This window comes from Streptomyces sp. NPDC096012 (assembly GCF_040426375.1).
GTDB lineage: Bacteria > Actinomycetota > Actinomycetes > Streptomycetales > Streptomycetaceae > Streptomyces.
In genome coordinates this window covers 69,212-94,497 of record NZ_JBEOTD010000017.1, presented here as the reverse complement: position 1 = coordinate 94,497, position 25,286 = coordinate 69,212, and the positions used below count along the sequence as shown (strand labels likewise).

General features: G+C 72.0%; 21 protein-coding genes. 6 read left to right on the top strand and 15 right to left on the bottom strand.

Annotation, left to right across the window (positions count from 1 at the left end; translation table 11 throughout):
• The first annotated feature begins 232 nt into the window (after positions 1-232).
• Positions 233-1,690 carry a hypothetical protein gene (locus tag ABVB68_RS18630; RefSeq protein WP_353602177.1) on the top strand — a complete coding sequence of 486 codons (1,458 nt, stop codon included), beginning with the start codon at positions 233-235 and terminating at the stop codon, positions 1,688-1,690.
• Here the strand turns inward: ABVB68_RS18630 and ABVB68_RS18625 are convergent.
• Positions 1,665-2,720: a hypothetical protein gene (locus ABVB68_RS18625; RefSeq protein ID WP_353602176.1), complete on the bottom strand. Its 1,056-nt coding sequence runs from the start codon at positions 2,718-2,720 to the stop codon at positions 1,665-1,667. The genes ABVB68_RS18630 and ABVB68_RS18625 overlap by 26 nt on opposite strands.
• Positions 2,721-3,617: 897 nt before the next feature.
• Between ABVB68_RS18625 and pulA the strand changes: the two genes are divergently transcribed.
• Positions 3,618-9,017 (top strand): pullulanase-type alpha-1,6-glucosidase, encoded by a 5,400-nt coding sequence (gene pulA / locus ABVB68_RS18620; RefSeq protein ID WP_353602175.1) that lies wholly within the window; start codon positions 3,618-3,620, stop codon positions 9,015-9,017.
• Between the two features lie 33 nt (positions 9,018-9,050).
• Positions 9,051-9,413 carry a 5-carboxymethyl-2-hydroxymuconate Delta-isomerase gene (locus tag ABVB68_RS18615; RefSeq protein WP_353602174.1) on the top strand — a complete coding sequence of 121 codons (363 nt, stop codon included), beginning with the start codon at positions 9,051-9,053 and terminating at the stop codon, positions 9,411-9,413.
• Between the two features lie 7 nt (positions 9,414-9,420).
• On the opposite strand, the gene ABVB68_RS18610 is transcribed toward ABVB68_RS18615, so the two are convergent.
• From ABVB68_RS18610 to ABVB68_RS18595, 4 genes are read right to left on the bottom strand one after another with little or no spacing between them, the layout of a single operon-like run.
• Complete coding sequence (locus tag ABVB68_RS18610; RefSeq protein WP_353602173.1) at positions 9,421-10,137, bottom strand: TetR/AcrR family transcriptional regulator; 717 nt, start codon at positions 10,135-10,137, stop codon at positions 9,421-9,423.
• A 37-nt stretch (positions 10,138-10,174) separates the two neighbouring features.
• A complete protein-coding gene (locus ABVB68_RS18605; RefSeq protein WP_503006174.1) occupies positions 10,175-10,465 on the bottom strand; it encodes a 2Fe-2S iron-sulfur cluster-binding protein in 291 nt (96 codons plus the stop codon).
• Positions 10,462-12,375, bottom strand: coding sequence for a hypothetical protein (locus ABVB68_RS18600; protein WP_353602172.1), 1,914 nt, complete (start codon positions 12,373-12,375; stop codon positions 10,462-10,464). Before ABVB68_RS18600 ends, ABVB68_RS18605 begins: the two co-directional genes overlap by 4 nt.
• Before the next feature lie 49 nt (positions 12,376-12,424).
• Positions 12,425-12,925, bottom strand: a complete 501-nt coding sequence (locus tag ABVB68_RS18595) for a tetratricopeptide repeat protein (RefSeq protein ID WP_353602171.1) — start codon at positions 12,923-12,925, stop codon at positions 12,425-12,427.
• Positions 12,926-13,065: 140 nt separating this feature from the next.
• Here ABVB68_RS18595 and ABVB68_RS18590 point away from each other — a divergent pair, with 140 nt between their 5' ends.
• On the top strand, positions 13,066-13,464 hold the full coding sequence (locus ABVB68_RS18590; protein WP_353602170.1) for a hypothetical protein: 399 nt from the start codon (positions 13,066-13,068) through the stop codon (positions 13,462-13,464).
• Between the two features lie 80 nt (positions 13,465-13,544).
• On the opposite strand, the gene ABVB68_RS18585 is transcribed toward ABVB68_RS18590, so the two are convergent.
• The 8 genes from ABVB68_RS18585 to ABVB68_RS18550 form a co-directional block, all read right to left on the bottom strand.
• Entirely contained in the window at positions 13,545-15,170 is a 1,626-nt protein-coding gene (locus ABVB68_RS18585) for a DUF1996 domain-containing protein (RefSeq protein ID WP_353602169.1), read from the bottom strand.
• A 173-nt stretch (positions 15,171-15,343) separates the two neighbouring features.
• Entirely contained in the window at positions 15,344-15,997 is a 654-nt protein-coding gene (locus ABVB68_RS18580; protein WP_353602168.1) for a LuxR C-terminal-related transcriptional regulator, read from the bottom strand.
• Positions 15,982-17,250 carry a sensor histidine kinase gene (locus ABVB68_RS18575; protein ID WP_353602167.1) on the bottom strand — a complete coding sequence of 423 codons (1,269 nt, stop codon included), beginning with the start codon at positions 17,248-17,250 and terminating at the stop codon, positions 15,982-15,984. Before ABVB68_RS18575 ends, ABVB68_RS18580 begins: the two co-directional genes overlap by 16 nt.
• 234 nt (positions 17,251-17,484) lie before the next feature.
• The gene (locus ABVB68_RS18570; RefSeq protein ID WP_353602166.1) at positions 17,485-18,072 is read right to left on the bottom strand and encodes a winged helix-turn-helix domain-containing protein; all 588 of its coding nucleotides are present in this window, start codon (positions 18,070-18,072) and stop codon (positions 17,485-17,487) included.
• Positions 18,073-18,190: 118 nt separating this feature from the next.
• Positions 18,191-18,313: a hypothetical protein gene (locus ABVB68_RS18565; protein ID WP_353602165.1), complete on the bottom strand. Its 123-nt coding sequence runs from the start codon at positions 18,311-18,313 to the stop codon at positions 18,191-18,193.
• Between the two features lie 546 nt (positions 18,314-18,859).
• On the bottom strand, positions 18,860-19,900 hold the full coding sequence (gene glnII / locus ABVB68_RS18560) for a glutamine synthetase (RefSeq protein WP_353602164.1): 1,041 nt from the start codon (positions 19,898-19,900) through the stop codon (positions 18,860-18,862).
• Between the two features lie 1,103 nt (positions 19,901-21,003).
• Positions 21,004-21,786, bottom strand: a complete 783-nt coding sequence (locus ABVB68_RS18555; RefSeq protein WP_353602163.1) for an RlpA-like double-psi beta-barrel domain-containing protein — start codon at positions 21,784-21,786, stop codon at positions 21,004-21,006.
• Between the two features lie 119 nt (positions 21,787-21,905).
• Positions 21,906-22,274: an arsenate reductase family protein gene (locus ABVB68_RS18550; protein WP_353602162.1), complete on the bottom strand. Its 369-nt coding sequence runs from the start codon at positions 22,272-22,274 to the stop codon at positions 21,906-21,908.
• A 279-nt stretch (positions 22,275-22,553) separates the two neighbouring features.
• Between ABVB68_RS18550 and ABVB68_RS18545 the strand changes: the two genes are divergently transcribed.
• A complete protein-coding gene (locus ABVB68_RS18545; RefSeq protein ID WP_353602161.1) occupies positions 22,554-22,868 on the top strand; it encodes a hypothetical protein in 315 nt (104 codons plus the stop codon).
• A gap of 258 nt (positions 22,869-23,126) precedes the next feature.
• Here ABVB68_RS18545 and ABVB68_RS18540 read toward each other — a convergent pair whose 3' ends face one another.
• The gene (locus tag ABVB68_RS18540) at positions 23,127-23,891 is read right to left on the bottom strand and encodes an alpha/beta hydrolase (protein WP_353602160.1); all 765 of its coding nucleotides are present in this window, start codon (positions 23,889-23,891) and stop codon (positions 23,127-23,129) included.
• Positions 23,892-24,149: 258 nt separating this feature from the next.
• Here ABVB68_RS18540 and ABVB68_RS18535 point away from each other — a divergent pair, with 258 nt between their 5' ends.
• Positions 24,150-24,437: a hypothetical protein gene (locus tag ABVB68_RS18535; RefSeq protein ID WP_353602159.1), complete on the top strand. Its 288-nt coding sequence runs from the start codon at positions 24,150-24,152 to the stop codon at positions 24,435-24,437.
• Between the two features lie 255 nt (positions 24,438-24,692).
• Here ABVB68_RS18535 and pspAB read toward each other — a convergent pair whose 3' ends face one another.
• A complete protein-coding gene (gene pspAB, locus ABVB68_RS18530) occupies positions 24,693-25,277 on the bottom strand; it encodes a PspA-associated protein PspAB (protein ID WP_353602158.1) in 585 nt (194 codons plus the stop codon).
• Positions 25,278-25,286: the final 9 nt, after the last annotated feature.

Genomic DNA, 25,286 nt, shown 5'->3' with positions numbered 1-25,286 from the left:
GCGCACGCGGTCACCTGAGCCGGAGGCGGTCGCCGGTCTCCCCGGCCACCGCGGGCCGGCCGGGTACCGCGTGATCGGCGGGGGCCGGTCGCGGTGCTCCCCGCGGAGCCGTTCGGGTGAGCGGGGCCGTCCGGGGCAGGGGGACGCCGGCGGCACGCCGCGGCCGGTGGCCGTGGCGCCGACCGGAGCAACTCCGCGTGCGCGGTTCGGGCTCGCGTTCGAGGCTGACCTCATGAGCATGCGCCCGTGGGTCACCGTCGAGGCACCGGACGGCCGTGGTCTTCGCGCGGTCACCGTGGGCGGCAGGGCCGTGGGCAGTGCCTGGTCGCTGCGCGAGCTGCGGAAGATGCTGCACCGCCTCGGCTACCCGGACGTGGACGTTCACGACCCGGCAACCGTGTACTGGCGCGGCGGGGACAGCGGCACCTGGCCGGACCGGGCCTGGAGAAGACGCGTGACCGTCGTCCTCATGACGGCGGGACTGCTCGCGTCGGCGGCTCTCAGCGTGGTGATCGGGTGGCCGGACGCCTCGGGCGCCCTCACCTTCGCGCAGCGGATCACCGGGGCCCTGTTCGTGCTGTCCGGTGCGGTGCAGCTCGGGTCGGCGATCCTGGCACTCGACTACTGGGGCAGACGGCAGTTCAGGGTTTCCGGGGCGGCCGTCCTGCTCGGTGCCCTCATGGCGCTGGCCACGGACACCCTTCTCGTGGCGATGTGGTGGGACGAGCGCCAGTACACGCCCTACATGCTGGTATTCATGCCGCTGCTGTGCTGGTCCCTGTGGGCGCTCTACGTGCTCGTTCGGGAGAAATCCTGGACGGCGGTCCCGAGGCCGCGAAGGTTCGCGGCCGGAGTGTTCGTGTCGGCGCTCCTGACCGCGGTCAGCCTGGCCTACTCCACCATGTACCAACCCGCCGTGGCCCCCATGCGCTTCGCCCTGAAGGCGAACTTCGGAACGGCCAGGGCGGACCGCGCGCTTCCCTTCATCCAGGTTCCGCTGAAACTCTCCGTCAAGAACACGGGCGAGGTCCCGGTGTACGTCATCATCAACGACTTCACCGTGTACGGCAGGACGGCCGAGTACTCCGAGCAGGGGGACCGGGGGACGCAACTGCGGGAATGGAAGAAGAGCTTCGACGCGGACAAGGAGGGGGAGGCCGAGAAGTACGTCGATCACCTCGGCGCCGTACTTATCAGCAGCGGGCGTTTCTATCCGCCCGGCAGAGTGCTCGGCAGTGGTCAGGAGGACGGTCTGGAGCACGTCTTCCAGATTCCCCGGAATGCCAAGTACGACCTGCTGCATGTCGACCTTCAGATCTCGTACATGAGAAAAGACCGGGGGTGGATCGACGTGGATGACTTCGGAGACCCGCACGCATCGTGGGAGAAGGGGTCCCCGTTCTACTGCCACCCCGCGGAGTGTGGAGAGAAACTCATCTTCCAGGGCCTGCTGCGCCACAACAACAACCTGATCAATGTGACGCGCAGACCGCACTACGTGACGGCGTCCTGGTCTCTGGAAGACGGTCCGACGTACTCCATCTCCTCTCGCAGGATCCCGGGCGAGCGTGCTGATCCTGCCGAAGTCAAGAAGGACGTCGAAAGATTCGACGTCTCCACGGTGAACGCCTCTTCGGAGGTCTCCGTCGCGGAGTTGCTGAAGTCTATTCCTTCTCCTCGGCCATCCTGACCCAGGAGCCCGACCTCACCCCCGCCTCCTTGTCGAGCTGCAGAGCCGCGCGCAGGCAGTGCAGCCCCGGCCTGCCGAGGGTCGCGAAGAGTTCGTTCGCCGGCACGGCATCGGCGAGCCGGGGGACGAGACGCTTGATCGCCAGTGGGGCCTCGGACATCTCGTCGTTCTGCAACTGGACCAAGACGTTGAGGCTGGCGTTCCGTGTCTTTTCCGACTTGTAGTAGTCGTTGACGCCTTCGCTTTTCCACTCCGCGGGTATCACCGTCTTCAGGTCCCCGGTGAGGACGTCCTCCGGGACGGCGTCGAAGACGGCGTTCGTGCACACCGCGGCCGCCTCGGGGAGCGGTACGTCCGGCAGGCCCTGAGCAGAGGCGGCTTCCTCCTGCTTCTTCTTCATCCGGGCGATCCGCTCGTCTGACTCGCTCCGATCCCGTAGGGACGAACTCGCGTCGTACGTGGCCTGCGCGAGTTCCTTCTTCTCCTTGTCGGGCGTGTGCGGGTCGCCGATGGTGGCCAGCGCGCCGGCCACCGCGCCGACGTCACCGGCCGCCGTGCCCTGGGTCTCGCCGCCGTGGTTCAGGGCGAAGAACACGTTGTCCATGCTCCTGGCCAGCTGTCTGCCCAGCTTGGGCGACGTCTTCGGGTCGCCGATCACGGGCAGGACGGAAGCCGACCTCTCCGTGACCAAGGTGACCGCGCGCCGCTCCTCGGGTGGGGTCTCCGGCCGGTTGGCCGCGTGCAGAGCGGCGGTCACCTGCTTCACCAGTCCGGTCAGCCGATCCCGTACCGCCTCGGGAGTCCCGGGGTCGCCGATCACATTCAGTGCGGAGCTCACCGTCTGCGCGGTCCTGACGGTGCCGTCCCGCACCTGCGGAGGGGTCTGCGGGTTCTGCACCGCCCTCAGGGTGGACGTCAGTTGGTCCACCCCGGAGACCAGCTGCTCGGGAACCTCCTCCCTCTTGCGGCTCAAGTCCGACGTCACCTTGTCGAGTTCCTGCTTCTGCTCGGGCGGCGGAGCGCTGGGCATCGGCGTGTCCGTGGGGTTCGGACTCGGCTTCGCCGATGAAGGCGTCGGCGAGGGTGGCGGGGTCGGCGTCCGGGAGGGCGTCGCCGAAGTCTGCCCGGGGGTCGGCGGAGGGGCCGGTGGTGTGTGAGGCGCGGGTGTCGGCGGTGGAGGTGCGGGTGAGGGGGACGTCGACCCTGCCGGCACGTCCGCTGCGGCCTCGTCGCCGACCTGAGGCACCGGCATGGCGGTCGCCGTGACCGCGGGCAAGGCGAGCGCCGCGGCCAGGGCGGACGCGCTGGTCATGGCGAGGAGGTGTCGCCGGAGGGTTCTGGCCATCACGGATCCAAGACGGGCTCGGTGCCGCCCTGTTCTGTCCGCCGCGGACAGGGGGCGTCGGGGACGGTGGGGCGGTTCCGCCGTACGCCGACGCGGTGCCCGGGTCGGATCCGGCACCGCTCTCAGTGCCGACGCCGTCGCGGCCACCCCCCTTACCACGCTCACCCCGCGGCCGGTGTGCCGCAACCCGGACCATCCGCGGCCATGGCCGAAGCCTCCCAACCGAGGGGACCTCCACGGTGGTTGAACGGTCAAGCGCAGGGGGTCGAACGATCAAGGGCGCGTATGGCGAACCGTCGAGGACGCGCGTGGCGAACCGTCGCGGACACGGGTGCCGAACGGTCGAGGACCTGGCCGTTGAACCGTCAACGACACGGGTGTCGAACGGTCGAGCAGGTGACCTGGAGCCGGGCGGGCCGAGTGAAACTTCTTACCGCTGGTTTCAAGCCTCTTGCTGTAATCCTTTCGCCGGGGATACGGTCACGCGGGCGCCGGGCAGCGAGGCCTGCCGCGGCGTGGGGTCGGACCACCCAGGGGATCCCAGGGATCCAACAGAGCCGCATCCGCTAGGAGTTGTCACCTGTGATACCGAGATGGCCGGCGCCCCGGGCGCGCCGTACCCCACACCGCAGGAGGGCCGCGGCCGTCACCGCCGTCGCCCTCGCCGCCGCACTCGTCCAGCCACTGGCCGCCCACGCCGCCACTCCGCCCGCGCCCCCCTCGGACGCGAAGCTGGCCGCCGTACCCGCCCGGCACGACGACACCCGCGAGCAGTTCTACTTCGTCATGCCGGACCGTTTCGCCAACGGGGACACGGCCAACGACCGGGGCGGCCTGACCGGCTCCCGGCTCAGTACCGGCTACGACCCCACCGACAAGGGCTTCTACCAGGGCGGCGACCTCAAGGGCCTGGCCAAGCGGCTCGACTACATCAAGGGGCTCGGGACCACCGCCATCTGGATGGCGCCGATCTTCAAGAACCGGCCCGTGCAGGGCACCGGCGCGAACGCCTCCGCCGGCTACCACGGCTACTGGATCACCGACTTCACCCAGGTCGACCCGCACTTCGGCACCAACGAGGACCTCTCGGCCCTCATCTCCAAGGCCCACGCCAAGGGCATGAAGGTCTTCTTCGACGTCATCACCAACCACACCGCCGACGTCGTCGACTACAAGGAGAAGTCCTACGACTACCTCTCCAAGGGTGCCTTCCCCTACCTGACGAAGGACGGGCGCCCCTTCGACGACGCCGCCCACGCGGCCGATGGCGGGAGGTTCCCGGCCGTCGACGCCGGCTCCTTCCCGCGCACGCCGAGGGTCACCAGCCGGAGCAAGGTGCCGGCCTGGCTCAACGACCCGGCCATGTACCACAACCGGGGCGACTCGACCTACGCCGGTGAGTCCGCCACCTACGGCGACTTCTCCGGGCTCGACGACCTGTGGACCGAGCGGCCCGAGGTCGTCAGGGGCATGGAGCGGATCTACCAGCGCTGGGTGCGGGACTTCGGCGTCGACGGCTTCCGGATCGACACCGTCAAGCACGTGAACATGGAGTTCTGGACCCAGTGGGCCACGGCGCTCGACAGGTACGCCGCCGCGCACGGGCGGAAGAACTTCTTCATGTTCGGCGAGGTCTACTCGGCCGACACCTCCGTCACCTCCCCCTACGTCACCCAGGGTCGGCTGGACGCCACCCTCGACTTCCCCTTCCAGGACGCGGCCCGCGCCTACGCCTCCCAGGGCGGCAGCGCCCAGAAGCTCGCGGGCGTCTTCGGTGACGACTACAAGTACACGACCGACAAGGCCAACGCCTACGAGCAGGTCACCTTCCTCGGCAACCACGACATGGGGCGGATCGGGTACTTCCTCGACCAGGACAACCCCAAGGCGTCCGACGCCGAACTGCTCGCCAAGGACCGGCTCGCCAACCAGCTGATGTTCCTCAGCCGTGGCAACCCGGTGGTCTACTACGGCGACGAGCAGGGCTTCACCGGCTCCGGCGGCGACAAGGACGCCCGCCAGACCATGTTCGCCTCCAAGGTCGCCGACTACCTCGACGACGACGAGATCGGCACCGACCGCACCCACGCGAGCGACGCCTACGACACCGGCGCCCCGCTCTACCGGGAGATCGCCGCCCTCTCCAGGCTCCGCAAGGCCAATCCGGCCCTGACGGACGGAGTGCAGACCGAGCGGTACGCGGCCGACGGCGCCGGGATCTACGCCTTCACCCGCACGGACGCCAGGACCGGCCAGGAGTACGTCGTCGCCTTCAACAACGCGGGCGAGGCGAGGACGGCCACCTTCGCGACCGGCTCGGCGAAGATGTCGTACCACGGCATCCACGGCGCCAAGGGCACCCTCAGGACCGGCACCGACCGCAAGCTCACCGTCACCGTCCCGGCCGGCGCCGCTGTCGTCTACAAGGCGGCCGGCACCCTGGCCGAGCCCGCCACCAGGCCCACGGTCACCCTCAAGGCCCCGGACACCGGCGCCACGGGCACCGTCGAGCTGACCGCCGGCGTCGACGGCGGACAGCTCGACCGCGTGGTCTTCGCCGCCCAGGTCGGAAACGGCCGGTGGAAGACGCTCGGTTCCGCCGACCACGCCCCCTACAAGGTCACCCAGACCATCGGCAAGGACGTACCGGCCGGCACCGCCCTGCGCTACAAGGCCGTCGTCGTCGACTCGGCCGGGCACACCGCGAGCGCCACGGCGGCGAGCACCACCGGCACCCAGCCCGCGCCCGAGGTGCCCACGGCCTCCTCCCGGGACTACGCGGTCGTCCACTACAAGCGCACCGACGGCGACTACGCCGACTGGGGCCTGTACGCCTGGGGCGACCTCGCCGACGGCGAGGCCACCACCTGGCCGGCCGGCCACCCCTTCACCGGCCGGGACGCCTACGGCGCCTTCGCCTATGTCAAGCTCAGGCCCGGCGCCTCGAACGTCGGCTTCCTGGTCGTCGACAAGAACGGCGACAAGGACGTCTCGGCCGACCGCAGCATCGACGTCACCCGGACCGGTGAGGTCTGGATCGAGCAGGGCAAGCCCGGTGTACTGACCGAGAAGCCCGAGTACCCGGCGCAGGACAAGACCAAGGCCGTCCTCCACTACCACCGCGCCGACGGGAACTACGACGGCTGGGGCCTGCACGTCTGGACGGGCGCGGCGCGGCCCACCGACTGGTCGGACCCGCTGAAGCCGGTGAAGACTGATGCCTATGGCGCGGTCTTCGAGGTTCCGCTCACCGAGGGTGCCACCAGCCTCAGCTACATCGTCCACAGGGGCGACGACAAGGACCTGCCCACCGACCAGGCCCTGGACCTCAAGGCGAACGGCAACGAGGTGTGGCTGTTGAACGGCCGGGAGACATACCTGCTGCCCCAGCCGGCCGGCAGCGCCGCCGCACTCGACCTGACCACCTCCAAGGCGGTCTGGATCGACCGGAACACCCTCGCCTGGAACGGCGTGGACGGCGCCGCCTCCACCCAGCTGCTGTACTCCGCCGACGGCTCGATCACCGTCAAGGACGGCACACTGACCAGCGACGACGAGCGCTGGCTGCGGCTGTCGAGGACCACCCTGACCGAGGCCCAGAAGGCGAAGTTCCCGCACCTGAAGGACCTCACCGCCTGGTCCGTCGACCCGCGCGACCGGGACCGGGTGCGCGCGGCCGTCAGGGGCCAGCTCGTGGCCTCGCAGCGCGCGGCGAACGGCGCCGTGCTCGCCGCGACCGGAGTGCAGATCGCCGGTGTGCTCGACGACCTGTACCCCGCCGCGACGAAGGCCGCCCTCGGGCCGGTCTTCCACCACGGGAAGCCGACCCTCGCCGTCTGGGCGCCCACCGCGCGGAACGTCTCACTGGAGCTGAACGGTTCCCTCCAGGCCATGCACCGCGACGACGCCACCGGCGTCTGGTCCGTCACCGGTCCGGCGTCCTGGAAGGGCAAGCCCTACCGGTACGTCGTCAGGGTCTGGGCTCCCACCGTCCGCAAGACGGTCACCAACAAGGTCACCGACCCCTACTCGGTCGCCCTGACCGCCGACTCCGAGCGCAGCCTGGTCGCCGACCTGGACGACAGATCCCTCGCGCCGAGCGGCTGGTCCCGCCTGCGCAAGCCCAAGGCCGTACCGCTCAGGGACGCGCAGATCCAGGAGCTGCACATCCGGGACTTCTCCGTCGCCGACCGCACCTCGAAGCACCCGGGCACCTACCTCGCCTTCACCGACAAGGACAGCGACGGCTCGAAGCACCTGCGCAGACTGGCCGCCTCCGGCACGTCGTACGTGCACCTGCTCCCCGCGTTCGACATCGCCACCATTCCCGAGAAGAGGGCGGACCAGGCGACCACCGACTGCGATCTGGGCTCCTACCCGGCCGACTCGGACAAGCAGCAGGAGTGCGTGGCGAAGATCGCCGCGAAGGACGCCTACAACTGGGGCTACGACCCGTACCACTACACGGTCCCCGAGGGCTCGTACGCCACCGACCCCGACGGCACGGCCCGTACCGTCCAGTTCCGCAGCATGGTCCAGGCGCTCAACCAGGACGGGCTCAGGGTCGTCATGGACGTCGTCTACAACCACACGGCGGCCGCCGGCCAGGCCGGCACCTCGGTGCTCGACCGCATCGTGCCCGGCTACTACCAGCGGCTCCTCGCCGACGGCTCGGTGGCCAACAGCACCTGCTGCGCCAACACCGCGCCGGAGAACGCGATGATGGGCAAGCTCGTCGTGGACTCGATCGTCACCTGGGCCAGGCAGTACAAGGTCGACGGCTTCCGCTTCGACCTCATGGGCCATCACCCGAAGGCCAACATCCTGGCCGTCCGCAAGGCCCTCGACGCGCTGACCCCCGCCAAGGACGGCGTCGACGGCAAGAAGATCATCCTGTACGGCGAGGGCTGGAACTTCGGCGAGGTCGCGGACGACGCCCGCTTCGTGCAGGCCACGCAGAAGAACATGGCCGGCACCGGGATCGCCACCTTCTCCGACCGCGCCCGGGACGCCGTGCGCGGCGGCGGCCCCTTCGACAGCGACCCCGGAGTCCAGGGCTTCGCGTCCGGTCTGTACACCGACCCCAACACCTCCACCGCGAACGGCACCCCGGCCGAGCAGAAGGCCCGGCTGCTGCACTACCAGGACCTGATCAAGGTCGGGCTGACCGGCAATCTCGCCCGGTACCGTTTCACGGACACCGACGGCAGGAACGTCACCGGAGCGGAGGTCGACTACAACGGCCAGCCCGCCGGATACGCGGACGCTCCCGGCGACGCCCTCGCCTATGTGGACGCGCACGACAACGAGTCGCTGTTCGACGCCCTGACCTACAAGCTCCCCAAGGACACAGCGGCCTCCGACCGCGCCCGCATGCAGGTGCTCGCGATGGCCACGGCCGCGCTCTCGCAGGGGCCGTCCCTCTCCCAGGCGGGCACCGACCTGCTGCGCTCGAAGTCGCTGGACCGCAACTCCTTCGACAGCGGGGACTGGTTCAACGCCATCCACTGGAACTGCGCCGACGGCAACGGCTTCGGCCGCGGACTGCCCCCGGCCGCCGACAACCGGTCCAAGTGGGAGTACGCGGCACCGCTGCTCGGCACCGTCAAGGTCGGCTGCCCGCAGATCACCGGCGCGTCGGCCGCCTACCGGGACCTGCTGCGGATCCGTACGACGGAGAAGGCCTTCTCCCTCGGCACGGCCGCGCGGGTGCAGGAGCACCTCTCCTTCCCGCTGTCCGGCACGGACGAGACCCCGGGGGTGATCACCATGGCCCTGGGTGACCTGGTCGTCGTCCTCAACGCCACTCCGCGGCAGCAGGAGCAGCGGATCGGCTCCCTCGCCGGAACGCGGTTCGCGCTGCACCCGGTGCAGGCGGCCGGCGCGGACCCGGTGGTGAAGACGTCCTCCTACGCGCCCGGCTCGGGCACGTTCACGGTGCCGGCCCGGACCGTCGCGGTGTTCACCCGGGCGGGGAACTAGGGTGAGGCCGTTGCCGTAGAAACAGGAGTGCGCATGCCGCAGATCACCGTCGACTACTCCGACACCATGGAGAACGCCTTCGACCGCGAGGGATTCGCCCGTGCCCTGCACGAGGCGGCCGTGGAGATCGCGGCGGCGAAGCCGGAGGCCTGCAAGACCCAGTTCCGGCCGAGCGCGCACACGGTGTTCGGGTACGAGGATCCCGGGGCGCGCGGGCACGCGGTCGTGCACGTGACGATCGGGCTCCTCGCCGGCCGCGCCGACGAGACCAGGGAGCGGCTGTCCGAGGCCGCGCTGGAACTGCTCCGCGGGCATGTGGCGGAGGCGGAGTTCACCCTGCACGCCTCCGTGGAGATCCGCGACCTCGACCCGTCCTACCGGAAGTTCGACCGGTAGGACCCGGTCAGGACGCCAGGGACATGAGCCGGCCGACGAGCTCCGCGAAGGGGCCGTCGGCCGGTTCGTTCCCGGCCATCGTGTGCAGCAGGGCGGCCGTCTCCTCGTCGTGGAGGGCGCCGACGGCGGCCAGCGCGGCGAAGTCGTGCACCAGCTGGACCTCCAGCTCGCCGCGCGGCACCCGCCGGCCGTCCAGCCAGATGAGCGCGGTGGACTCGGCGAGCGAGATCCACGACCGGACGACCAGTTCCAGACGCGGGGACGGGTCGGTCACGCCCAGGTGCGACAGCATCTGCTCGTACGCGGCCTGCCGCACCGAGTCGATGAGCGCGTTCGTGGCCGAGACATGATCCTTCGCGCCGATCCCGTCGGCGGAGACCGCCGGACCGCCGCGCATCAAGGCCGAGAAGCCGGGACCGTGTTCGTCCACGAAATCGAAGAAACGGCGCATCACGCGCAGCAGCCGGGCGCCGAGCGGGCCCTCGTGCGGCTCGTTGAAGCGGCCCGCGAGGTCCTCCGCGGCACGCTTCAACGCGGCCTCGTACAGGCTGTGTTTGCCGGGGAAGTAGTGGTAGACCAACGGGCGTGAGATGCCCGCCGCCGACGCTATCTCGTCGATGGAGACCTCGTCGGGCGAGCGCCTGCTGAACAGTTCTAGGGCGACGCCGATCAGCTGCTGCCGCCGCTCCTCGACGCCCATCCTGCGGCGAACCCCGGTACTCATACGAACACCCTACCGATCAGATCCGGCCGCCGGCGTTTCAGACGTCGAGCACCAGGCGGTCGCTCCGGGCCCGGGACGCGCCGATGAGCACGGAGCCGGCGCGTTCCGCGTCCGTCGGCAGCTCGCCCCGGTGGCCTACCTCACCCTCCGGCACCCGCTGTTGGCAGGACCCGCAGAACCCCTGCTCGCAGGAGTGGGCGGTGTCCGGCAGTTCGCGCCGCGCGGCGCCCGGCAGGGTGGAGTGTGGCGGCCCACCCTCTCGGCACGCCGTCGCCCGGCCACGACGGTGAAGCCCGGTGGCACCGGGGCCGGTGGCGCCGGGGCTCACCGCAGCCCGTGGACCGAGCCACCGTCCGCCAGCGTCCCCTCGAGATCGGCCCGGGCCCCCTGCTCGGCCCGCGCCGTCAGCAACGGCCCCTTGCCGGAAGCGGTGACGCCGCCCGTCGCCCGGATCGACGCCGTCTCCTTGCCGCCGGCCGCCAGCAGATACCAGTGCCCGGCGGCGGACTTCCACAGCACCCCGGCCAGTACGTGGGGATCGCGTGCGCCGCACGCCGGGACGTCCGTGCCCTTCGCGACGGCCGTCCCCGCCGCCGCGCCCGGCGTGTGGAACTGCGCCATCGCGGCCGTACCGGCGCCGCGCCAGGTCTCGGCCCTGGTGCACACCCAGCCGGCCGCTCCGCTGCCGTCGGGCAGCGGCTGCTCGGCGTAGGCCCAGGCGTTGACGCTGCGGATGCCCGACGAGCGCTCGTCCGACAGCGAGCAGGCGAACGGCGCCCACGAGCGCAGCCCCTGCCCGCCGGACGCCTCGCCGGTCGCGCCGGGGCGGCCGGCCGTCAGGTGGGCGGGGACCAGCTCACCGAGGTCGGTGGCGAGCCGGGTGCCGGAGGCGTCGGTCAGCTGGAGCACGGTCCACGAGGTGCAGGTGCCCGGCCGCAGGGCGGGGCTGGCCAGTGACGCGGTGACGCCGTCGCCGGTGCGGGCCAGGGGCGTGGCGGGCGCGTCCGGCTTCGTCAGGTCGCGCGCGGCCACCTTCCGCACCCAGGGCGCGGTCAGATAGCGGACGTTGCCGTCGGAGCGGCCCAGCACCAGTGCGCTCGCCTCGGCGCCGGACGCGCCGTCGACCCGCGCGAAGTCCAGGGCCGCGCCCTGGGTGCCGTCCTTCGGCTCGGCGTAGCGGGCGATGCGCAGCCCGTCGTAGAGGATCACCAGCCGGGCGTTGTCGACCACTCCGGCGTAGAGCAGCTGGGGCGGTCCGGCCGGGCCACCGGTCTGGGTGCCCGGGGTCGCCGAGACACGGACCGTCTCACCGGGGCGCGCCCAGACGGCCAGGGCGCGGCGCAGCAGGTCCCGGTCGCCGGTGAGCGGGCCGCGCGCGGGCCACACCGAGAAGTCGGTGCGCGCCGCCGACCGCCAGGCGGTGGGGGAGACCCGGGTGAGTCTGCCGGGATCCAGGGCGGCCTCGGCGGCCGGGTTCTCGGCGTAGACCGGCGCGGCGGCGCCGTCCGGGCCCCAGCCGCCGCCGGGCAGGGCGACCAGGGCCCCGCACACGGCGAGCGCGGCGGCCGCGGCGAGGGCGGCCTTGGTGTGCTGGCGGCGCCGCACCAGATCGGTGGGCCGGGCCTGCAGCGAGCAGGGGTCGAACTCGGGGGAGGAGAGCAGCGCGGGCTGCGCGGGCACGCCGTTCGCCGCCGCGAGCGCACCGCCCGGGTCGTCGACGCCCGCGACCTCGAGGACCGCGCGGACGCCGGCGTCGTCCAGACCCTCCAGACCGCGCAGCACGTGCGCGGCCCGGGCCGGTCCGGACAGGGTCGACAGCCGCTGGTCGAGGGCGAGTTCGTCGGCACCGCCGGAGCGCGGGAACAGCCGCAGCCCCCACACCTGGGGCAGTGGCACCGGCAGCTGGGCGAGCCGGGGCAGGCCCTTGCGGGGACGGGCCGCCTCCAGGGCCGCGCGCAGCACCCGCTCCCGCAGGTAGACGTACCCGGGGTCGCCCTCGCGCCCCGAGGCCTGTGCGGGCAGCACGGACGGCTGCTTGCGGCCGCGGGGCAGGGCGCGCTGGGCGAGGGAGTGCGCGGTCAGCACCCGGCGGGAGCGCCCGAGACCGGGCGGCAGCACCAGATAGGCGATCCGGACCAGACGTGGGTAGTGCTCGACGAGCGCGGCCTCGGCCTGCTCGAAGCCGACCGGTGCGGTGGAGGCGGGTGCGTGACGCTGAGCTACATCCTGTGACTGCACGTCCGGGAAAACGAGTGAACCGGTGGGAGGTCACCGCCGGACGAGTGGTTCACGCCTCCGGTTCGACCAGAGCGCGCGCGTAGTTGGCCATCGACCGCTGGTAGCGCGGCAGATGGGGAGAGAGGGCACCGAGCACGAGGGACAGGCCCTCGCGGTCGCGGCCGAGACTGGACAGGCACAGCGCGAGGGTCGCCCGCACCGCGTCGTCCAACTCGTCCGACGGCGCGTCCAGTTCCGGGGTGAGCAGCTTCACGCCCTCCTCGGCCTGCCCGGTGTTCCGCAGCGAACTCGACAGCTGGATCTTGGCCCGCCGTCCCTTGTAGCCGTCGAGCCCCCGCGCGAGCGCCTCCCGGTACAACGGCACCGCCTTGTCCGAGTGCCCGGTCGAGTCCCAGGCGCAGGCCTGCTCGAAGGGGCCCAGCGGGCTGCTCTCCGGCAGTTCGGCGACGAGTGCGTCGACCAGGGCGCGGAACTCGTGCGCGCGCTCCTCCGGATAGTCGTCGAAGGAGGCCCAGACGGCGGCCACGCGATCTTCCCAGTTCTGGTTCATCGGAGCACCCTCGCACACCCGTGCGCGTTCCGTGGGCCGATTTTTTTGAGCACCGCGGGCGCGCAAGCCGTATCCGTTGGACGGGGTCCCGCGCCGGGGCTCCGCGCGCCATGCTTGGCCCACCACGACCGGAGGAACAGATGAGGTTGACAGGACTGCTGCTCGGCGCCGCAGCCGTAGCGGTGCTGGCGGGCTGCAGCTCGGGCACGGACACCAAGGCGGTGCCGGCCACCGCCACCGGCAGTCTGGAGAGCCTGGCGGCCCAGGTGAAGTGCAAGCCGAACATGCAGACCGACGCGGACGAGATCCGCCAGGCCCTCTGCAGGAACGGCGACGGCAGGTTCATCCTCGCCACCTTCGCCACCGACCGCGGCCAGCGCGAGTGGATCAACGACGCGAAGGACTACGGCGGCCACTACCTCGTCGGCCGCAAGTGGGTGGCCGTCGGCGACGGCGGGGTGGTCTCGGCGCTGCGCGGCACGCTGGGCGGCGAGCTCGAGAACGGCGTCGACCACCACGCGCACGCGCACGGCGGCTGACGCGTCCGGCGGGCACGGCGAAGGCCGGTGACGGGAGGGGGATCCGTCACCGGCCTTCTGTCATGGGCCCGCTGCGAGGGTCAGGAGCAGTTCTGACCCTGGTTGATGCAGTTGGCGATCTTGTTGGCCAGACCGTTCTTCGTGATGCTGATGAAGTCGTCGTGGTCCGTGGCCGCCTTGTGCAGCTGTTCGGGGAACCCGTCCACCGCGTAGGCGTTCTTCACCTGGCCGTTCTGGAGGGTCGGCGGGGTGATGTCGTAGACCAGGCGCATCGTCAGCTGCGGAATGGCCTTGAAGCCGTTCTGGCAGTTTCCGTTCGCGTCGGCGAACGCCACGTGGGTGCGGTGGTTGGCGCTGTCCGCGTTCTGCCCGTCCCAGCAGCTCTGGAAGGCGAACGTACGCACCACCTTGCTGCCCTGCGGGCAGATCGGGTACTGCGTGGTCAGCTGCACCTTGTTCTCGAAGCCGGTGCAGCTCCAGTGCGCGTTGGCGTTGGCCAGGCCGTTGGTGGTGGTCTTGGCGTCACCGGTGATGATCCGCAGGAACTGCGGCATCGCCACGACCTTGCCGCGCGGACTGCCCACGTACTTGATCTGCGCCTGCGACGGGACCAGGATCTTGCCGACGTTGCCCTCCTTGCCACCGCCGTCCTGGTTCTGGTCGAAGTCCTGCGAGCCGTCCTGGAGGCGGACCACCGGCCAGTAGTACGACGACAGGTCGCTGCGGTTCTGGCAGCTGGTGCCGCCCTGCAGGAACGTCTGGTTGCTGGAGAACGCGTTGATCTTCTGGTTGCCGACGTAGTCGTGCGTGTGGTGCGCGCCGTTGGTCACGCCGGGCGCCACGATCACGTTGTCGGTGTTGTGGTTCTTGTTGGCGTTCACCCCGCAGCGCGTGGTGAAGGTGCCGGTCGAGGCGCCGCGGCTCTGGCGGGGCTTGGCCTGCACGTTCGGCTGGACCTTGGTGATGTCCACGAAGTCGGCCGCGACCGGGCCGTTGCCGGCCTGCCCGCCGATGTTCTGCTGCTGCCCGTTGCCCTGCTGGCCGCCGTTCTGCTGACCGCCCTGCTGCTGGCCGCCGTTCTGCTGCTGGCCGCCGTTCTGCTGACCGCCCTGCTGTTGGCCGCCGTTCTGCTGCTGGCCGTTCTGCTGCTGGCCGTTCTGCTGCTGACCGTTCTGGCCGTTCTGCTGCTGACCGTTCTGGCCGTTCTGCCCACCGGCGGTGGTCTGATCGGCGTTCTGGGCGGTGCAGGTGGCCAGGACCGCAAGGTCGCCGGGCGCGGTACCGCCCTGCCGGGTGATCTCCAGCTTGATCCGGTCGAGGATCACCTTCCGCCGTTCCACCAGCGGCTGCAGGATGGAGTTCTGCACGAAACTCGCGTCCCTGGTCTGCGCGTCCCGCGTGGTCGCCAGACGCTGGTAGGCGTCGGTGATCTGGCGGTCGAGGTTGGCCAGCTCCCCGGCGACCTCCCCCCGGGCACGTTCCGGCACGTTCGTCAGCTTCTGGCCGACGTCCGGGCAGGAGAGCGTCGCGACCTGGGCCGAGGCGGCCTTGGTCTGGTTGCCTCCCCACGTCTGGTGGTTCGACTCGTGCGCCGAGGCGTAGAAGTTCGCCCAGATCAGCCCGCCCCCACCGAGCGCTAGGGCCGCCGATGCGGCTATGGCCTTGGTGGCCAGCGGCGTACGGCGTTTTCGTGTGTTGCGTCCCATGGAACTCCTCTGACTTCCTTGCGGGGCAGCATCGAGGCGCCCGACAGGAGTGAAGCGGCGCCCTTCCATACGGACGCCGCCCCCGAGGTGTTCACCCGTCCCACGAATTCCTCACGGACTCCTCGCGTCACACGGCCCCCAACGGGTGTCCGACCAGCGGGAGTTCGCGCGGATCAGCGATCGCCGTCCAGATAGGCGAGCACGGCCAGAACGCGCCGGTTGTCATCGTCCGACACCTCAAGGCCCAGTTTGGTGAAGATGTTGGAGGTGTGCTTGGCGATGGCCCGTTCCGTCACCACGAGCTGCGCCGCGATGCCGGCGTTCGACCGGCCCTGCGCCATCAGCTCCAGCACCTCCCGCTCCCGCGGGGTGAGGTGGCCGAGCGGCCGGTCGGCGCCGGCCCGCCGGGACAGCAGCTGCTGGATCACCTGCGGGTCCATCGCCGTGCCGCCCTGGGCCACCCGCCGTACGGCGTCCACGAACTGGTCGGCGTCGAAGACCCGGTCCTTGAGCAGGTAGCCGATCCCGCCGTCGCCGTCGGCGAGCAGCTCGCGCGCGTACAGCTGCTCCACGTGCTGGGACAGCACCAGCACCGGCAGCCCGGGCCGCTCCCGGCGGGCCGCGAGCGCGCACTGCAGGCCCTCGTCGGTGTGGGTGGGCGGCAGGCGGACGTCGACCACGGCGACGTCGGGCCGCGACTCGGCCAGGGCCCGGGTCAGTTCGGGTCCGGACTCGACGGCGGCCGCGATCTCGAAGCCGTAGGCCTCCAGCATCCGGACCAGCCCGTCGCGTAGCAGGAAGAGGTCTTCGGCTAGGACGACGCGCACGGGATCTCCAGGCTCACCAGGGTGGGGCCGCCGGGCGGGCTGCTGACGGCGAGGACACCGTCGAATGTACCGAGCCGCCGCTCGACCCCGGCGAGGCCCGAGCCGGCCCCGATCGCCGCGCCGCCCCTGCCGTTGTCGGTGACCGTGACCCGCAGCCGGCCCTCGGTGTGGTGCACGTCGATCCAGATCCGGTCCGCGCCGGAGTGCTTGACGGCGTTGGTGAGCACCTCGCTGACCGCGAAGTAGGCCGCCGACTCCACCGGTGCGTCCAGCCGCCCGGGCAGGTCCACGGTCACCTCCGTGGGCAGCGGCAGCCGCAGCGCCAACGCCCGTACGGCATCACCCAGTCCGCGTTCGGCGAGGACCGGCGGGTGGATGCCGCGCACCAGGTCGCGCAGCTCCTCCAGGGCGTCGGCGGAGTTCCGGCGGGCCTGCGCGAGCAGCCGCTTCGCCTGGGCCGGGTCCCGCTCGACCAGCATCTCGATGGTGCCGAGGTCCATGCCCATGGCGACGAGCCGGGCCTGGGCGCCGTCGTGCAGGTCCCGCTCGATACGGCGCAGCTCGGCGGCGGAGGTGTCCACGGCGTCCTGCCGGGTCTCGGTCAGCACGCGCACCCGCTCGGCGAGTTCGCCGCCGCCGGTGTCGAGCACCGCCCGGGTGAGCCGGAAGTGCACGGTGAGCAGGCGGGGTGTGAAGCGGTAGGTGGCGAAGAGGAGCACGGCGGCGGTGGCGGCCGCGCCGAGCTGGGTCGGCCCGCCGGTGACCGGCACGAAGCCGTACCAGTAGGTGCCGCCGGCCGAGAGCACCCGCCACATCCCGGCGGCCACCGCGAACCCCTCGAAGGGGTAGAGGAGCAGCACGGCCGGAAGCAGCGCGGTGAAGAAGCCCGCGGTCATGTCCACCGGCAGCCACAGCACGTCCCGCCTGGTCTGCGGGTCGCCGAGCATGCGGAAGGTGCGGGTCCACGGCTTGGCGCCGGCCGGTACGGGCCGGTACGCCGCCGGGATCCGCACCCCGCACCACTCCTCGGCCAGCCTCCTGCGGGTGTCCGCCAGGGCCCGCACACCGGTCAGGACCGCCGGGGTCGTGAAGAGCCCGACACCGACCGGGATGAGGACGACGGACAGGAGGGTCAGGACGAGGAACGCCACACTGCAGGGCAGCACGGCCACGGCCAGTGTCAGCCCCCGCACGGCGGCCAGCACCACTTCGCGGGCGCGGGTGCGCAAGGCGTCGCTCTTCTCGGTGTTCATGCCGTCAGTCTGGCCGACCCCGGTACGCGGGTCACTGGCCCTCCGCCCCCTGCTGGAGGGTGGTGCCAGGTACACCTCCCTGGCCGTGCCCGGCACCTTCGCCTCCCCCCTCGGGGGGCACGCCCCGCACCGCCCGGTCCGGCCGCCGCGGTGCCGTACCGCCGATCCGCGTCGGCCACCGCCGGGTGCCGGCGACGGTCTCCCCCCAGCGAGTCCCGGGCGCGCGCGGGCGGCTCAGCGGCCGGTCGGCGGGGTGTACTTGTAGCCGACCCGGCGCACCGTCTGGATCGCCTGGCGGTGTCCGGGGCCCAGCTTGCGGCGCAGCCGGGCGATGTGCACGTCGACCGTGCGGCCGTCGCCGACGTGGCCGTAGCCCCACACCGTGGTGACCAGCTGGTCGCGGGTGTGCACCCGGTGCGGGTGGGCCACCAGGTGCGCGAGCAGCTCGAACTCCAGGTAGGTGAGGTCGAGTTCCTGGCCCTCGACACGGGCGGTGCGCCGCACGGGGTCGATCCGCACCAGCGGTTCGGCGTCCGCCGGCCTGGCCTGCGCGGTCGGCGCGACCTCCGGGTCCGGCACCGCGACCGGCGGGAACGGCGGCCGCTGGTCGGCGGGGACCAGCACCAGGTAGCCGACCATCGGCGGGTGGCCGGGCAGGCTGGGCAGGGTGTGCTGCGGCGCGGGCAGCCAGGTGGCGCCCGGGGGCAGGAAGTCCGCGCCGTCGACCACCTCGTCCCGGTCGACGGCGCGCAGCCGGTTCCGGGTGCCGCTGGCGGCGGGGGCGGTCAGGGTGGCGGTGGAGAGGGAACGAGTGGTCGCCATGAGAGATCAGCTCTTTCGCGCGAGGAGTTCGTCGGGGTGCGGCGGCCGCGATTCGTGGTCGCGGAGGCGCCGGGGGACGTACTTCGTTTCGCGCTGGCCGAAGGCCGGGGGTACGGCTTTAGAGGGCCCGCGCGTTCATCGCGCGGCAACACACCCGGTCGAAGTCGTGGTGCTGGCGGGAAGGCCAGAAGGGCTCGAGGTCGTGGCGACCCGTCGCGATGTGCTTCTGGAAGCTGGCCATGCGCCCATTGAAGCAGAGAAGGGTGCCGGACAGGACCCTCCTCTCACTTCCTGGACGCTTCCTTGACGTGAAGGCGGTGTTGCGCGGGCCGGTGAGGCGGTCGTACGGCCCTGGGCAGCGGCTTCCGCGTCAGCGGCGGTCCGCGCCGCCGTCTCGGAGTACGGACAAGGGGCTCGGCGGATCCCCGTGACCGGGCTCGGTGGATCCCCGTGACCGGGCTCGGTGGATCCCCGTGACCGCGGTCGGCGCCCCCGCATCGGACACCGTCGCCCCGGCCCGGGCCGTCGCCTCTACCCGGGCCGGCGCCCCTGCCGGGGCCGTCGCCTCTACCGGGGCCGTCGCCCCTACCCGGGCCGGCGTCCCCGCGTCCTCGGCCAGCGTCCCCGCGTCCTCGGCCGGCGTTTCCGGGTCCTCGGCCGGCGGTCTCCGCGTCCGGGGCAGGCGGCGGTCACCGGCCGTGCTCCGTGGGCCTGCCGGGGCGTGGGCGCGGACATGTGTGAGGGGCGCCCGCCTGTGTGGCGGGCGCCCCTCACGCGGAGCGTGCGGTCAGACCTGGCCGGCCTTCTCCAGCGCGGCACAGCAGGTGTCCACCAGCAGGCGGGTGACGACGTACGGGTCGACGTTGGCGTTCGGACGGCGGTCCTCGAGGTACCCCTTGCCGTCCTTCTCGACCTGCCACGGGATGCGGACGGAGGCGCCGCGGTCGGAGACACCGTAGGTGTACTCGTCCCACGGGGCCGTCTCGTGCAGGCCCGTCAGGCGCTCGTCGATGCCGGCGCCGTAGTTCTTGACGTGGTCGAGCGGCTTGGAGCCCTCGCCGAGCGACTCGCACGCGGTGACGATCGCGGCATAGCCCTCGGATCCCTCACGCATGGCCTTGGTGGAGAAGTTGGTGTGCGCGCCCGCGCCGTTCCAGTCGCCCTTGACCGGCTTGGGGTCGAGGGTCGCCGAGACGCCGAAGTCCTCGGCCGTGCGGTACAGCAGCCAACGGGCCACCCACAGCTGGTCGGAGACCTCCAGCGGGGCGAGCGGGCCGACCTGGAACTCCCACTGGCCCGGCATGACCTCGGCGTTGATGCCGGAGATGCCGAGACCCGCCTTCAGGCAGTTGTCCAGGTGGGCCTCGACGACCTCGCGACCGAAGATCTCGTCGGCGCCGACACCGCAGTAGTAGCCGCCCTGCGGCGCCGGGAAGCCGTTCTCGGGGAAGCCGAGCGGGCGGGTGCCGTCGAAGAAGGTGTACTCCTGCTCGATGCCGAAGATCGGCTCCTGCGCGGCGAACCGCTCGGCGACCTCGGCCAGCGCGGCACGCGTGTTGGACGGGTGCGGGGTCAGGTCCGTGTCCAGGACCTCGCACAGCACCAGGATGTCGTCGCCGCCGCGGATCGGGTCCGGGCAGCTGAAGACCGGCTTGAGCACGCAGTCCGAGGAGTGCCCCTCGGCCTGGTTGGTGGAGGAGCCGTCGAAGCCCCAGACCGGCAGCGTGTCGAGACCGGCCGGGGCACCCGTGATGATCTTCGTCTTGGAACGGAGCTTGGCCGTCGGCGCGGTGCCGTCGATCCAGATGTACTCAGCCTTGAAGGCCACGGGGCCACATCCTTCGGGGTGGGTCGGGCGCACTCGCGGATGCCGCGGCGCTGCGGCACCGGGGCGCCGCTCGATCTGCCGGGCAGCCTGTCAACAGGCCGTTTCCCGTCCATTGCCCATATGTGAACCCCGTGTTTCCTGACCCTGGTGTGGCACGGCTCACCTGGTGGGGGAAATGAGGCGGGACACGGCCGTTCGCTCCCCGCCGGCCGCCGCCTCCCGCACCCCCGCGGGAAGTCCCGGATCGCGGCCCGTCCATGACCGGACACGACCGCGACGCGTTCCGGGTTGCGTACGACAAGGTCATGGCGAAGCGGCCTGGCGACCGGCAGGCCCGCACGGTGCCCACGCCCTTCGGCCGGACGCGCGTCACCGTCTGCGGCCCCGGCGGCGCGCCCCCGCCGCTCCTTCCGCTCCCGGGTGGCGGCGCGTCCCCGCTGTTCCTTCCGTTCCCGGGCGGCGGCGTGCCCCCGCTGTTCCTCCCGTTCCCGGGCGGCGGCGCGTCCCCGCTGTTCCTTCCGCTCCCGGGCGGCGGCGGACGCCGTCCCGGGCGGTCACGGCGTCACCGCCGTCGATCCGGCCGGACATTCCTGCGGCGGCTGGATCGCGCCGCACCACGCCCTGCGTTCACCGGCCCGGGTGCGCTGCTTTGGCCGGCCCGGGTGCGCCGCCTGTTCCTCCTGGACCCGACCGGATGCTTCGCCGGGTCCAAGGCGGCGTACCCGCTGCACGCCCTGCCGATGCTGCTGCGCCCCACGCCCCGCCGGGTCCGCGCGTTCCTCGCCGGGGAGAACGGGGGCGCGCCCGTGGACCCCGACCGGCCGACCTTCAGGAGGCCGCCGCGGGCTTCCCGGCCGGCTGACCGGTGACCGGCCCCCCGGCCGCATCCGGCCGCGCCGCGCGCCCTGACGGTGCCGGTCCTGCCGCTCGTGGCCGCGAACAGCAGGACCCGAGACCCCGCGCGGGTGGCGGCCCGGGCCGCCGCGCTGCCGCCACACGTGGAGACGGCCGTCCTGCCGGACGTCTCGCACCACGCGCTGCCGCAAGCGGCGCCGGACGGCCACGCCCGGCGTCTCACCGACCTCCCGTCCGGTGGCCGAACCTCACCCCACCTTCTCGATCACGGCACGGCGGATGAGGAACTTGCCGGGTTCCCGGACCTGTTCGAAGGCCGCGTTGTTGAGCAGGACGCAGCTGCCGGAGACCGACGTCACCTTCACCGTCGTGGACTTGTTGTTGTCCAGATTGGTGACCTTCAGGGTCGTCCCCGCCGGGAACTGGCCGCTGGAGGCGGCCGGGGCGCCGCCCTCGCCGGAGAGCGTCACGGTCGAGCCCTTGCACACCTGCTGACCGGAGGCCGCGGCCGCGTCACCGCCGTTCCCGGCGCCGGCCTGCTGTCCGCCCTGCTGTGCACCCCCGGCCTGCTGTCCGCCCTGCTGTGCACCTCCGGCCTGCTGTCCGCCCTGCTGTGCACCTCCGGCCTGCTGTCCGCCCTGCTGGCCCGCGCCGGCCTGACCCGCGTTGCCCTGCTGGCCCGCGCCCTGCGCCCCCTGGGAGTCCTGAGCCGACTCCCCAACGGTGCAGCCCGCCGCCTTCTGCTGGACCTTGATCTGCGCGATGACCGCCTCGCGGTTGGCGATGCGGGCGGCCGACTGCGCGTCCGGAGCCGCCTTCTGGCCCGCGATGAACTTCTCGTTGTTGCCGAGGGCCGTGGCCAGCCCCTGGCAGGTGGTCGAGTCACCGGCGGACAGCGTCTTCGCCTGCTGTGGGCTCTGCGCGGCGTCGGAGGTGGTGGCCAGCGCGAAGGCACCGCCCCCCGCCATCGCCGCGGCGCTGACGAGCAGCGCGATCTTCTTCTTCGTACCGAGAGTGCTCCTGCGCGACATGCGCGCCTCCTGAAGAGGTAGGGGGCCGTACGTCGCTAGGTACGAGATACCGAACACGGTTGCTCAGCGGTCCCGGGACTCTCCGAAGTAACCTGCGTCACAGAGGAGTTGAGCGCCGCTCAGCTCTTGTTGCGCGAGAGGGCCTCCTGTACGGCCTCCTCCGTGCGGGCCACCAGGGCCGTCCCGTCGTCGCCGGTGATGATCGGGCGCTGGATGAGCTTCGGGTGCTCGGCGAGCGCGGTGATCCACCGGTCCCGCTCGCTGTCGTCCCGCGGCCACTCCTTCAGCCCCAGCTCCTTGGCCGCGGCCTCCTGCGTGCGGGTGATGTCCCACGGCTCGAGGCCCAGCCGCCCGAGCACGGCCCTGATCTCGTCCTCGCTCGGCACGTCCTCGAGGTACCGGCGCACGGTGTACTCGGCCCCCTCGGCATCGAGCACGCCGATCGCGCCACGGCACTTGGAGCAGGCCGGATTGATCCAGATTTCCATGCGGACACGGTACGCGTGCGCCCCCGCCGACGTGGGCCGCGGGCCGGCGCGACGAGGGGGCGGGGCGCGGTGCGCACCCAGCGGCTGTTCGATTAATCGGCGTCTCCCGCGCATCTTGCGAACCTGGGGTGACAGGGCGCCAACTTCCATCCCCACCTGGCTGTTCGTCGCGGTTCGCGGACTGCCTGGATGTCAGTGGGGGGCAGTAGACTTGAAGCAGTGTTCGAGGATGTCACCGGATTCGCCCGGTGGAGTCCTGACCGCGACAGGAGGATGCCCGTGCCCGCTGCCGCCCTGAAGACGAAGCCGTTGCCGACCCAGTCCACCGTCAAGCATCCCGTGCTGTTCGACTCGCCGTACGAGCCCGTGGTGAAGCTGCCGCTGCCGGCCGGCCGCCCGCGCGAGTGGTACGTCACGCACAACCGGCGCCTGAAGGCCATGCGCCTCGCCATAGCCCTCCTCGACTCCGGGGTCTACCTGCCGGGCCAGGCTCGGAACGAGACCATCCGCGACGCGGCGGAGGAAATCGGCATGCGTCCACCCTCCGACACCACGTGCCACATGGTGCGGGCGCTCATGCGCTACAGCCGGTGAGCCGCCGCCGGGCGCCCTGCTCAGGCGAGGGCACCCGGCATCCCCGGCCCAGGGGGCTCCGCGAACACGGCGCCGCCCGGCCGCGGTTCCTCCGGCCATCGGGTTCGGCCGGCACCCGGCCGCGGCCTCGCGGTCGACCGGGTTCGGCCGGCACCCGGCCGCGGGCTCCCGGTCGACCGGGTTCTGCCGGCCCGGCCGCGCCCGGCCGCAGTCTCCCGGTTCACGGGGTTCTGCCGGCCCGGCCGCAGCCCCTCCGGTTCACCCCGGGGCCGGACGGGTGCGCGGCGGCGGTGGCTGCCGCGCGTCCGGGTCCGCTGCCGTCAGCAGGGCGGCCACGAACTGCCGTCGGTCCTCGGGGTGGTCGCGAAACCACAGGCCCAACTGGTGCGTTGCGTCGGGCAGTTCCAGGCGGGTGTACGCGGCGCGCGCCTTCAGCGCGTCCTGCACCGCTTGCGTCACGGCCGGCGGGATGACCGCGTCGGTGCCCGGCACCGCCAGCACCGCCCGGCCCTCGTACGCGGCATAGACCCGCAGGGCGGGGGAGTCGCGCCAGCTGTCCGGCGTGCGGATGATCGCGCTGAACCGGCCCCGGCCGTCCTCGAAGGGCAGGTCCCAGGCGGCGGGGGAGTAGACGGCGGGCGCGCACAGGCCGACGGCCGCCACCCGGCGCCCGTGGAGTCGCAGGAGGTCGGCGACCGTCTGGCCGCTCATGCTGAAGCCGACCAGCACCAGCGGATCGTCCGCCGGGCCGTGGGCGTCGAGCAGCGCCACCGCCTGCTCGTACCGCCGTCTCAGGCTCAACTCGGCCAGTCGGCCGCTGCTTTCGCCGTGCCCCGAGAAGTCGAACGCCAGAGCGCGGCAGCCCTGTGCGGCGAATTCCTCCAGCAGCGGCAGGAGCCGTTCCTTGCTGCCGTTGCCGGCGCCGTGCAGGAGGAGCACGGTGGCGCGGCCCGGTGGACCGGCGGCGACCGCGCTCAGGCGCTCGCCGTCGTGGTCGTGGGTGAAACAGGAGAGCTCGGCCATGGGAGCCATTCACTCACGGGTGATCGGGGCCCGGAAAACGGGATGCGGGCGTGGTGACGGCCTCCCTACGCTGGAAACGGGAAGGCCCTCCCGGCGCCGAGCAGGACGGCCTCCCCGCCCGAGCAGGACGGCTCCCCCGCCCCGAGCAGGACGGCCTCGCGCGCCGGACGAACGGCGCGAAGCCGACACACCCCAGCCCCCGGCAGATCACACGGCACCTCGCCGACTCCTGCCCCGATCGCCCTGTGGAGGTCCGAAATGCGTGGCATCGTCGCTACCGGGACCGTGGTCCTGGTGATTCTCGGAATCGGAAACCACCTGTGGTGGCTCGCCGCCGTCGCGCTGCTCTATCTGTACGCGACGCAGGGGCGCGGTTCGCCCGGCACACCCTCGCCACCCCGCGCACCGGCTTCGCCCGCCGGCACGGGCGCCGTCCCCGACAGCTACCGTGCCTACCGCGAGCGCCGCGACCGGCAGGCGAAGTGGGAACGCCGCTACCGGCGCGAGCGCCCCTTCGAGACCCGGCGTCAGGGGAAGAACGGCTGAGCCGGGGCGTCCTCGGGCTACGGGCCGGCGCGCGTCCTCCGATCACAGGTCGGGGACGCGCCTGTCGGTGACAGGCCCAGGGACGCGCCTGTCGGCCACAGCTCAGGGCGCGCGTCCTTCGGTCACAGGTCCGGGAAGCGCCTGTCGGTCACAGGCCCAGGGACGCGCCTTTCGGCGACAGCTCAGGGCGCGCGTCCTTCGGTCACAGGTGGGGGACGCGCCTGTCGGTCACGGCTCAGGGCACGCGTCCCCAGGTCACAGGCCGGGGGCGCCCCACAGCGGGAACCAGCGGCTCACGTCCTCCTCGATCCGCAGATCGTTTCCGAGCGCCGCCTTCACCCGCAGCTCCAGCGCGTTGTCCCGCCGCTCGGAACCGTCGGGCAGCGGGGCGAACGGATAGAAGGTGCCGCGCTTGTAGAGGTAGACGAGCGCAAGCCGCCGGCCCGCGTCGTTCGTGAACCCGACGAGCGAGCACAGCAGCTGCGGGCCGAAGCCGTTGGCCTCGAGCGAGCTGTTCACCGCGTGCAGGTCGTTGACCAGTTGCGGCAGCTGGTCCGGGGCCCGCCGGGAGACCAGCCACGAGTAGCCGTAGCCGTCCTGGCGCAGCTCGACCGGCGGGCCGGTGCGGTCGGTGTCCGCGTCGAGCAGCGCCTGGACCTCCCGGTGGGTCTGCTCGAAGGCCGCGCCCTCCACCGTGGCGAAGCACACCGCACCGTGCCCGGTCGGCGTGAAACCGATCACCGCCTGCAGGGTGACGGCTGCCGAGGGCAGCGCGAAGAGCTGGTCCAGATCGGGCGCTACCGGTTTCGTGCGCCCCAGCAGAATGTCCAGCAGCCCCAATGCTCAGCC